The sequence below is a fragment of the Hassallia byssoidea VB512170 genome, from assembly GCF_000817785.2.
In the GTDB taxonomy this organism is placed as follows: domain Bacteria; phylum Cyanobacteriota; class Cyanobacteriia; order Cyanobacteriales; family Nostocaceae; genus Hassallia; species Hassallia carrinoi.
On record NZ_JTCM02000159.1, the window covers coordinates 1 to 11,145 of the forward strand.

The 11,145-nt window shown below is 40.4% G+C and carries 8 protein-coding genes and 2 pseudogenes; 4 read left to right on the plus strand and 6 right to left on the minus strand.

Annotated features, from left to right (window positions below):
• Positions 1 to 489: 489 nt before the first annotated feature.
• The 4 genes from PI95_RS32925 to PI95_RS32940 are packed head-to-tail and all read right to left on the minus strand — an operon-like array spanning position 490 to position 4,267.
• Positions 490 to 2,433 (minus strand): scytonemin biosynthesis sensor histidine kinase, encoded by a 1,944-nt coding sequence (locus PI95_RS32925; RefSeq protein ID WP_039737210.1) that lies wholly within the window; start codon positions 2,431 to 2,433, stop codon positions 490 to 492.
• Between the two features lie 54 nt (positions 2,434 to 2,487).
• Positions 2,488 to 2,823, minus strand: coding sequence for a hypothetical protein (locus PI95_RS32930; RefSeq protein WP_039737209.1), 336 nt, complete (start codon positions 2,821 to 2,823; stop codon positions 2,488 to 2,490).
• Between the two features lie 20 nt (positions 2,824 to 2,843).
• On the minus strand, positions 2,844 to 3,083 hold the full coding sequence (locus PI95_RS32935; protein WP_163519410.1) for a hypothetical protein: 240 nt from the start codon (positions 3,081 to 3,083) through the stop codon (positions 2,844 to 2,846).
• Positions 3,084 to 3,100: 17 nt separating this feature from the next.
• Positions 3,101 to 4,267 (minus strand): helix-turn-helix domain-containing protein, encoded by a 1,167-nt coding sequence (locus tag PI95_RS32940; RefSeq protein WP_039737208.1) that lies wholly within the window; start codon positions 4,265 to 4,267, stop codon positions 3,101 to 3,103.
• Between the two features lie 451 nt (positions 4,268 to 4,718).
• Between PI95_RS32940 and PI95_RS32945 the strand changes: the two genes are divergently transcribed.
• The 3 genes and pseudogenes from PI95_RS32945 to PI95_RS32960 all read left to right on the plus strand — a co-directional run.
• On the plus strand, positions 4,719 to 6,632 hold the full coding sequence (locus tag PI95_RS32945; RefSeq protein WP_052324624.1) for a response regulator: 1,914 nt from the start codon (positions 4,719 to 4,721) through the stop codon (positions 6,630 to 6,632).
• A gap of 181 nt (positions 6,633 to 6,813) precedes the next feature.
• Positions 6,814 to 7,642: pseudogene (locus PI95_RS35425) on the plus strand (RNA-guided endonuclease InsQ/TnpB family protein); the annotation flags it as partial.
• Between the two features lie 108 nt (positions 7,643 to 7,750).
• Positions 7,751 to 8,047, plus strand: a pseudogene (locus tag PI95_RS32960) (zinc ribbon domain-containing protein); the annotation flags it as partial.
• Positions 8,048 to 8,245: 198 nt separating this feature from the next.
• Here the strand turns inward: PI95_RS32960 and PI95_RS32965 are convergent.
• On the minus strand, positions 8,246 to 8,620 hold the full coding sequence (locus PI95_RS32965; protein WP_039737206.1) for a response regulator: 375 nt from the start codon (positions 8,618 to 8,620) through the stop codon (positions 8,246 to 8,248).
• 340 nt (positions 8,621 to 8,960) lie between these two features.
• Positions 8,961 to 9,842, minus strand: coding sequence for an aspartoacylase (locus PI95_RS32970; protein WP_039737205.1), 882 nt, complete (start codon positions 9,840 to 9,842; stop codon positions 8,961 to 8,963).
• A gap of 104 nt (positions 9,843 to 9,946) precedes the next feature.
• On the opposite strand from PI95_RS32970, the gene PI95_RS32975 reads away from it, so the two are divergent.
• Positions 9,947 to 10,861: a LysR family transcriptional regulator gene (locus tag PI95_RS32975; RefSeq protein WP_039738197.1), complete on the plus strand. Its 915-nt coding sequence runs from the start codon at positions 9,947 to 9,949 to the stop codon at positions 10,859 to 10,861.
• Positions 10,862 to 11,145 lie beyond the last annotated feature (284 nt).

Genomic DNA, 11,145 nt, shown 5'->3' on the forward strand with positions numbered 1-11,145 from the left:
AGAGCGATGTTATGCCAATGCAGAGCGATGTTATGCCAATGCAGAGCGATGTTATGCCAATGCAGAGCGATGTTATGCCAATGCAGAGCGATGTTATCTTGTAGTTAATAAATTTAAATGTAGGGTGTGTTGTCGCGCAGCGCAACGCACCGTATTGAATTCAAGGTGCGATCTTCCTATGGCATAACACAACGCCACTTGCTTCTCAGATGCAAAGACGCTGCGCGAACAACGCAGGAAACCCGCGCAACGCAGTAACGCACCAAAACATAAAGGATGGTGCCGTACCCTCAGCAGTAACTATAATAATCGATCGCAAAAGAAATAAGGATGGTGCGTTATGCCTCAGGCTAACGCACCCTACTAAACCCGCCGAACCCCACCCCGCCAAAGCTGTGCTTTGTCTCCCCTCCCCGCAAGCGGGGAGGGGCTGATCGGGGTGGGGTGCAACGACTTAAAGAAGTCGGGGATCTGTTAGTCGGGGATTTGTTAATCAGACCTGAAATCTTTTACTGATGGCAACCTGACAGTAAACGTAGTGCCTGCACCTACTTGACTTTCTACAGCAATTTCACCACCATGTAAATCAACAAGAGTTTTGACAATCGCTAGTCCTAACCCAGTACCGGGAATGCTATCGATATTGCCACCCCGATAAAATGGCTCAAATATTTCTTGTCGATCTTTTAGCGGAATGCCAATACCCCCATCTTGAATTTGAAAAATTATATTTTCATCTTCAGAACATAGTTTCAACGTAACGCTGTTATTATCAGGCGAATATTTTATCGCATTTGAGAGCAAGTTACATAAGATATGCTGTAGCATTTTCAAGTCTAAATAAGCAGTTGTACAGTTATCTTGACTCACAAAATTGATTGATTGTTGGTTGCTATTTGCCAACTGCACCTGAGAAATAATATCACCACAAAACTGATTGAGGTTGATTTCTGTTGGTTGATAGTTCAATTTTGCAGCTTCTGCTTTACCAAACAACAAAATGTCATCCAACAACTGACTGATTTGTTTGATACCATCTTGAATTAAATCAAAATACGAGCCTTTCTTTTCCTCACTCCATTTGTGAATGTGACGTTTGAGTAAATCAGCAGAGAATGATACAATGTTTAGTGGAGTGCGGAATTGATGACAGAGCATAGAGACAAAGCGTTCTTTTTGTTCGCTGAGTCGTTTTGTTTGTTCTAACGCTTGGCAAAGCTCAAATTCTGCTTGTTTGTAATCGGTGATATCAATCGCTGTAATCAGTTCAACTGGTTTACCCGCAAAATCAAACATTCCATCCAGCAGTGCAGTTGTGCAAGCTAACCAGCGTTGACTACCGTTTTTTGTAAGAATTTGCATCTCTTGATATTCACCTAAAGCTGCTGAATCTTGATTGTTTACTTGCCTTAGCTTTTTGCTTAAAATCAGTTTATCAACATCGAAATCAGTTAGCAATTCTTTGAACGTGTAGCCGGTCAGTACCTCAGTTGCCGGATTTACATAGCAAAGGTGATTACCTTGAATTAAGAAAATACCCGCATCTGTAGTTTCTGCTAAAGTGCGAAATCTCGCTTCGTTCAGTCTGAGTCTTTCCTCAGTTCGTTTTGATTCTGTAACGTCCCAAATACTCCACACTCTACCGATAATTGTTTCACCGCATCGCTGCGGTTGCGAGTAGTGGGCAAAAATCCTGCCATCCTTCAATTCTACCAAGTCGTATCTAGTGCGATCGCTACAATTGGACATTTCCCAAACGCATGAGCGAAAAACTTCTAAATCTTTAACTTGTGTTTCAAAAAAAACTTTGCTTCGCTTATATTTCTTAGATATGTTTATCGTTGTTGGCAGATGCCACATATCCAGGAATTTTTGGTTATAATAAGTGATTTCTCCCTTCAAGTTAACTGCAAGTATGCCAATGGAGGTAGATTCGAGAGTGGAATGAAGTAAAGAAACAGATGTTTTCAGTTCTTTTTGTAAATCTTCGTGACAATTCTTTGATTTATCTGCATATTGTTGTACATCCAATACAACTTCATCATTTTTCTGAGGAGCAAAAGCACAGATAAATTGCTTACCTTGATGTTCTACATAACTCAGGGTGACTTCTACTTTAAATATCTGACTTGTCCTTGTTCGATAGCGAGATTCAAAGGTTAGAGATTCTGATTTCAATAGCCATAATTCTGACCAAACTTGTGGAGAAAAGTCTATATCTATCTCATCTACCGTCATCGAAAGTAACTCTTCACGGGAATACTCGCTCATCCGGCAAGTTGCATCATTAACATAAATAAATAGCCCGTTCGCTGCTAAACAAAAAGCAGGTTCTACAGATCGATTTATCAAAACTTGAGCAAATGACTCTGATTCTGTTTGTAATTCCAATTTTGAGTTAGACTCAACAAGCGTATAAGTATCAACGGTCATAGTTTTCTTCCATCCTTTTCAACTACCCCGACAACGATATGCGAAGTCGGGGATCTAGTTGATTTTTGAATTATAGATATAAATAGCATCGAATAATTCAGCTAAAACATTATCGATCAAGCGATCGCACGCTAACAAGCTTTTAGCTAATTCATTCTGATCATCAATTTTTAGCAGCATTGAAGTGATTAGAGTATATACCTCCTGTTCCATATCTCTCGATTGCTTCATCTTTTCCAGTTCGTAACTCTTGTAGCGCAATTCTAAATTTAACCTTTCTATTTCTTCTTTCAAAACCTCTACATTCTCTTCAATTTGCCAGCTTTTCTCAGCTTCAATGCTTTTACATACTTTCAGATGACTATGTAAACGACGTATCTTGTAAGACATTTTTATCCTCATCTAATTACTTAACTGTCAAATGGGGAGTGGGGAGTGGGGAGTGGGGAGTGGGGAGTGGGAGAGGGGGGGAGTGGGGGATGGGGGGAGAGGGGGATGGGGGGAGAGGGGGATGGGGGGATGGGGAGAGGGGGAGAAAAAATTATTCTCATTGTCACCTTGTCCCCAAGTCGTCCTCCTTGTCCCCCTTGTCCCCCTTGTCCCCCTTGTCCCCCTTGTCCCCCTTGTCCCCCTTGTCCCCCACTCCCCATTCCCCATTCCCCATTCCCTATTCCCTAATAATGATGTGATTGTTTGAGTCAAAACTCATAAAACCTTGTTGCTGTAACTTGCCCATTAATCGGGTGATTGTCACTCTAGTAGTGCAGCAAGCGCTAGCAATTTCTTCATGAGTTAAGCGAATTGAAATGCGAGTTCCTTTTGCCAATTTTTGACCGATTTCCTGTTTCAAAAGCAGTAAAAAATCTTGCAAACGCTCTTCTACCCTTCGCTTGGCAAAAATAAACAAGAAAGATTCTGTTTGCCGTAATCGCTGTTTGATTTTAGGTAAAAGTGCATAGCTCAAAAACGGATTAGCTGCTATTTCGGCTTCATAAATGGTCACTAACTGAACATCTGACAAAGCTATTGCTTGATAAGTATTTAAAGAAGTTATGCTAGAGCCAAAAACCATATCCGGAGTTGCTAACCCTAGCATTACTTCTTCACCGGTTTCACAAAATGTAGTTAGCTTCACCGATCCCTGAATAACGTAGCAAACAACTAAAGGGTTTAGGGGAATAGTTTCACCTTTATAATATTTATGCACGGGACGATTTTGGCTGATATCGTAGTCATTGCAGTTATAATTGAAAGGTGTTAATTCTACTGGTTTATGCCCAGTTTTCTCATTCATGAGCCAGTGTAGCGTTTGAGGCTTACCCTGTTTATTCTTGACAACACCTACTGTGAAAGCAGCGTAAGATGAATTGCTTTGGTGTTGCTTTAATGGTACTAATTCTCTGGTTTTTTCTGATTGAGATATTTGGATTTCACTATTAAAACGTTGACATTTTTCTAGAGAGACAAAATTAAATATTGGTTTGCCCACCAGAAACTGTTTGCAACATGCAAGCAAATCACATGCAGTAGAGTTAGCTTCAACGATTATGCCTTCGCTGTTAGTGACTAAATAAGCGTCTAATGTTAACTCAAATAATTCTTGGAAGGTTTGACATTCCTCTTCTAGTAAATATTGTGTTTTGATAAGTTCTTCATTTTGCTCATACAGTTCTTCTGCTGCTAACTGTAAAATATTTGAGGTCGCAATCAGTTCCTTAAATGCTTGGGGTAGCAAATCTGGAGATATCCAAGACAATGCCTTGGTAGTTTCCTGTAAACTTGCTAAACGTTTGTGAAATAGTTCTGCGTTTGTGGCTAATTGTTCTACCTTCATTTCAAATTCTCCTTACTTATACCGATTTTTTCTAACGGTGCTTTTAATAAAACTTTTTGTTGACGCTTCTCTCAGACATCGGCAACCCACTGCTAAAAATCAAGAATTTGTATATTTACCTGACCCCCAACCCCTGTACTTGCGCTCTTTAGAGGGGATTTGACGATGCGTGACTTCTGCGGGGGTGAGGGGTTATACACCTCATTTAATCGATGTTCCTAAGCCATGCGTAGGACTCTAAGCTCAAATAGGCACTGATAAAGGAATAGTATGAAATAACTATTCACTTTAAATGTAAGTTTAAAGAAGTTAAGTGAATATTTTGTGAACTCAGCAGTTAAAATTAAACAGTAGCGCTACCAACACTTTTAACAAAAGTTAGATTTGTCATAAATCTTTTCAATCAATATACTTCTGCGGATAGATCCAATAGAAAGAAATATTTGTATAAATGAAAATTCTTTTAGTAGAGGACGATCAAGCAGCAGCTGAAGTGTTAAAAAAGATTTTGACGCATCAGCATTACACAGTCGATTTGGCTGATGATGGTGAAACTGGACTATCGTTTGCCGAAATGTATGCTTATGATTTAATTTTGTTAGATGTTATGTTGCCAAAGCTGGATGGTCTAACGTTTTGCAGACAGCTACGCGCTGAAAAAAATGATACGCCGATTCTGCTTTTGACAGCTTTGGACAGTAGCACAAGCAAAGTTATTGGTTTAGATGCTGGAGCTAATGATTATGTTGTTAAGCCTTTTGAAGCTAATGAGTTATTAGCTCGAATACGTGCATTGGTGCGGCAAAAAAGTCCGGCTCTCTCTTCAGTGATAGAGGCAGGAAATGTCAGGCTTGATTCTACTAGTTCTAATGTTACCTGCAATGGACAAATTTTGCGTTTGACTGCTAAGGAATATGCTTTACTAGAGCTGTTTATGCGTAACAGTCACCGGATATTTAGTCAAGAAATGTTGGTTGATTATCTCTGGTCATCTGAAGAAATGCCTTTAACGAATACTGTCAGAGCGCATATCAAAGCTTTACGGCAGAAATTGAAGCAAGCAGGGGCAAATGATTTAATTGAGACAGTCCACGGACAGGGGTATCGGTTGAAATTACAGCAAAATGGGCATTCTCAAGTTAAGCTTTCTCCTGCGACAAAGCTTGAGCAACCAACACAAGTTGATGCGATAGTAGCAGAGCGATACCAACCACAATTATCCTCAGCGCTGGCTGACATTTGGAAGCGATTTCAGCCCCAGTATAGCGATCGCATCACAAGTTTAGAACAAAATATAACGCAGCTGCTTGCAAATACGCTAACTGAAGAACAAGCACAACTTGCACAAGCATCAGCGCACCAGCTAATCGGATCGCTGGGTAGCTTTGGTTTTGTTGAAGCGTCGCGTTTGTCTCGTGAAATTGAAAAAATTTTTCGAGCTGGAGTAAAACAAAGTCGAGTTGAAGTTGAACGTCTTTCTCAATTGATTATAGCGTTGCGGCAAGAATTAGAACGACCAGTAGCAATTGCTTCAGATGCTCGAGCGAAGCGCTGCCTATGGCAGCGCTTCGCTAACATTAAGCAACAACCCTACCTGTTAATTGTCGATCCGGATGTGCAACTAAGTCAGCAATTAATAAATGAGGCTGCAATCTGGGAAATTCAGGCTTTAGTTGCGACAAATTTAATCGAAGTTAGAGAAGCGATCGCCCAAAATTGTCCGGATGTGGTATTACTCGATTTGGGCTTTTCTAACTCAATTGAAAGTGGCTTAGAACTGTTAGCAGAACTGACGACTAATTATTGGGATTTACCCGTGCTGGTATTTACGGCACATGAAGACTTTGCCACCCGACTAAAAGTAGCTCGTTTGGGGGGACAAATTTTTTTACACAAACCTGTACCTCCTGCCTCAGTATTAACAGCAGTTATCCAGGTACTAGAGCGGTCTAACATTGTTCAGGCAAAAATTATGGTTGTGGACGACGATCCCCAGATGTTGAACATCTTACGCAGTTTACTAGAGCCTTGGGGATTCGAGCTAATGCTGCTAGATGACTGCGATCGCTTTTGGGAGACATTAAACGCATTTAACCCCGATTTGTTGATTTTAGATGTGGAAATGCCATTAAGTGGCATTGAGTTATGTCAAGTGGTGCGAAACGATTTATATTGGAGTCGTTTACCCGTGATGTTTTTATCTGTTCACAAAGATGCAGAAACAGTGAATCGGGTATTTGCTGCGGGTGCAGATGATTATCTGAGTAAGCCAATCAACAGACCGGAATTAATTGCTCGTATAATGAATCGCCTAGAACGCACACTCACTTCCAATAGCGCTTCGTTACCAAAGAAATGGGTCTAAAGCCTCGCCCTTCTAGGGCGACTTTTCTTTAACTTTCGGATCAACTCTCTAAGTGCATCATTATGAGTGCGATCTGTTTGTTGGCAATACTCTACAAGGATGCTGTATTCCTCGTCGGAACATCGGATGGTTAATTTTTTCACGCCGTCATAATGCCGTCTGTTTATGGTATAATTTTAGCATGAAAACACTGAAGTTTAAGTTATACCAACACAAGCGGAATAGATTTCTCAAGCGGTCAATTAATGCTGCTGGAGTAATTTATAACCACTGTATTGCTCTCCACAAAAGATATTATCGGATGTGGAGTAAACACTTAAACTGTGCAAAACTTCAAGCTCATATTGCCAAATTGCGGAAACGCAAAGAGTTCTGGCAATCAGTAGGTTCTCAAGCAGTGCAGGATATCTGCCAACGCATTGAAAAAGCCTACCAACTATTTTTTAAACACAACAAAAAGGGGGTTAGACCGCCAGGGTTCAAGAAAGTCAAGAAATACAAATCATTCACGCTAAAGCAAGCAGGGTATAAATTTTTAGGTAGTAATAGAATCAAGATTGGGCAGAAGGTTTATCAATTTTGGAAATCTAGAGAGATAGAGGGGAAAGTTAAAACACTAACTATTAAGCGAACACCACTCTTGCGAATTGTTTATGGTAGTCGTCGTTGACGACATTCCTGTTCCTGAAATCAAATTCACGACTAGTCAGATAGCGGGATTTGATTTTGGTCTGAAAACATTCCTCACCTGCTCAGACGGTTCTAGAATCGAATCACCCCAATTTTTCAAACAATCGTTCAATTGCATAAAGAAAGCAAATCGGTGTCACTCTAAGAAGCTGAAAGGCTCATCCAACAGAGAACAAGCGAGAAAAAACTTAGCACGCGCCCATGAGGACATAGCCAATCGCAGAACTGATTGGTTTTGGAAGTTAGCGCATAACTTAACTGATAGGTTTGATGTGCTGTGTTTTGAGACATTGAACCTCAAAGGCATGAAGCGTCTTTGGGGCGAGTCCTTCCCTAGACAAATGGGGACAGCCTTGTTTACTAGATCCTCGATACCCCACGACATTTTCGGATGAAGGCTGTCCCCATTTGTCGTGGGTTGTTGCAGGGGAAGAAAAGTTAGTGATTTAGCACTTCGAGATTTTTTAGATATTTTGGAGTGGGTGGCAAGAAAAAAGGGCAAACAAATAGTCTATATTGACCAGTGGTATCCTTCTAGTAAAACTTGCTCTTGCTGCGGACACGTTTTAGAAAGCTTGGATTTATCAGTCAGAGAGTGGCGTTGCCCTGGTTGTCAATCAGTGAATGGCAGGGATGAAAACGCCGCTAAAAATATTCAAACTATTGGGGCATCAATGGTTGGGTTAGGTGATGTAAGACGGTCTGAGACTGCAATTGCTGTTTGAGCCTGGAATCCCTGCCCTTACAGGGCGGGGAGTATGTCAACTCGTTACTAGGCTCTAGCCTGGTAACGCAGTCTGCGAGGCTCTGCCTCGACTATAATTAATAAAGGTAGCAGCCCTCCCATAATGCATTCCCATACAGAGTATGGGAACGAGGGAACGAGGAAAGCCGATATCTTGAGCAATTGATTTTCGATGGATTTAACAGCACAATTCCCTAATTTTTAGCAATAATTCATCAACTTTAACGGGTTTACGAATAAAGTCATTTGCACCTGTATCTAATGCTTCTGTCACACAAGCTTCATCAGAACCGGAAATTATCAAAATGGGAATCTTGGCTGATAAAGGATTCTCGCGGATATGTCGGGTTACTTCTACCCCGCTCATTCCAGGCATAATTACATCCAGCAGCACTATCGAAGGTGGTGAGGCTTCAATTTTAGCTAAAGCCAAACTACCATTATTAGCGGTATCAACGTCGTAACCCTCTTCTTCTAAAGCACTTTTCAATAAAAACAAATTAGCTACAGTATCGTCCACAGCCAAGATTCGACAACGCTGATTTGATTGCATAAAGCAAAACCCCATCAGTTACATGAGGCAAAAATAGCAAGGTTAATAAGTATTTATGCTGCCAAACATTTAACAATTTAAATTTTTTATTTATATTTCTTAATCAAACGCTAAAAATACTAGTATTTGCCGACACACAGAATCTACATGTCACAAACCGGGCTAGATAGCACTGTGATGATTCTAAACAGTTGCAATTCTTGCTGTACAATTTGGAAATAAAGATTTACAAAACAATAATTACTAATTCATAATTCATAATTCATAATTTATAAAATTCCCCCAGTTATGAATTATGAATTATTTTCCCCCTTTTTAATTATGAATTATGAATTAAGAATTATGAATTTTTAAGCTGTTGTTTCTCGGTTAAACACATAGCAATGCCTTTCTCATAATATGCCGCTTCGTTGATAAAAATTGGATAAACGGTTGATGTACCGGTGTAGGCGATCGCCTGACCATCAAAGGTGAGAAAAATCGGATCGCCAGGATGAAGAGGTTGATAATCTTGAAACTGAAGTTGCGGGTGAATCATCGCTTTAATTTCCCCATGCTCGTTTCTAGGGAAATCAATCACCCCCCCAAATCTATAAAGTGTTAGCGGGCTATTTATATTTTCAATTATACCTTGGTTCCTTCTTTCTAAATAATCCAAAACTGCGTAAACAAGTTCCTCTGTTTTTTGAAATAATTCTGCGTTCAAAACAGCTTGAGCTACTGGACCGACTTCAATCGCAAAACCAAAATCGCACAGAGAACGAAGTAAATTACTTTCTTGCTCAAGTGGCGTATAACAAACTTTTACCTCTGGATTAATTGAAGTCAAATAAGCAGCCAATTGCAAAGTAAACGGATGCAGTTCGCCTAAAAGAATACTCAACCCCATATTTGAAGTTGTACTGTGCAAATCGACAATCACATCTACCTGAGATTTGCCTTTCGGACCGAGCATTTTTTCAATAACTTTTGCCCGCATTGCTTCATAACCAGTAAGTATTGAATTTTGCAAATCTTGACTGAAAAAGCTGCGATTTAAATCTTTATGAATATATCGTCTGCTTTCTTTAAAAGCTTCGGGATTTCCTAATAATGTCAGAGTTTCAAAACTAGGGCGCTTAACTAAGTTTAAGTTCTGCTCAAAAAGTTTGAGCAGGTATACTCCTGTGAACTCATTTCCGTGTGTTCCCCCAACAATTGCTACGCGATTAATTTTGTTCATACTGTTGCCACAAATGCTTATTCTTGTTTTCTTTCCATCACAATAGACAAAAATGATACTATATGTCCAATATTTTGTTTATTAATAAACTATATTTAAAAGATATGGAACTTCGACATCTGCGTTACTTTATGGTTGTGGCTGAAGAATTAAACTTTACGCGTGCGGCGGAACGTTTACACATTGCCCAGCCACCTCTAAGCCAGCAAATACAAGCGCTAGAAGCTGAATTAAAAGTGCAACTGTTTGAACGTAAAAAACGCCCGTTACAGTTAACGGCAGCAGGACAAGTTTTGTTAACAGAAGCGCGTTTGGTTTTTGCGACTGTTGAACGGGCAATAATTTCCACAAAAAGAGCCAGTCGTGGTGAGATTGGACGCTTGGTGGTGGGGGCTAATAGCTCGATCGCTAATAGTGTTTTACCAGATATTTTGCGAGTTTTCCGCTCGCGCTTTGGTGATGTAGAATTGGTTTTGCGCGAACTAACTTCTAGAGAGCAGATACAAGAGTTGCGATCCGCCCCTGGCGGCAGCGCTTCGCTATCGCGTGTAATTGATGTTGGTTTTGATCGGCTACCGAATGAAAATGAAAACGATCCTGATTTGAGTTTTCTGCCGATTTTACAAGAATCTTTGGTGATTGCTTTACCCGAACAACATCCTTTGGCAGACCAACTTCAAATTCCACTTAAAGCTTTAGCTGACGAACCTTTTGTATTACCTCCACCTGATTTAGTACCTTCATACAGTCAAATTATTAATTTGTGTCAGCAGGTAGGATTTACGCCAAAAGTAGTACAACAAGCAACATGGATGATTACTGTATTGAGTTTAGTTGCGGGTGGTGTGGGTGTGGCATTGCTTCCTGCTAATGCTCAAAATTTAGTCCGAAAGGGAGTTGTTTACCGAGAAATTCAGGGAGAAAATTTGACGCGACAGCTAGCTGTGATTTGGCGTCGCGATGATTCATCTGTGATTTTGCGCGAGTTTATTGCAGTAATAAAGGATATAGCGCATTAGGGATAGGGCATTGGGCAATGGGCATAGGGCAATGGGCAATTGTTTAATGGGCAATAAAAATAATTACCAATGCCCACTTGGACGATGCCCCATGCCCTATGCCCTTTGAAGAGGGGGAAAGGGGAAAGGGGAAAGGGAAAATGTTGAAATATTTTCACTTCTCTTCGACTGATTTTATATGACTCCATCCCCTTGGGCTAATCCCGGACAAATGTGGACAGCCTTGTATTAAAGATCCTCAACACCCAACCAGTCACTCGGAAGAAGGCTGTCCACATTTGTCT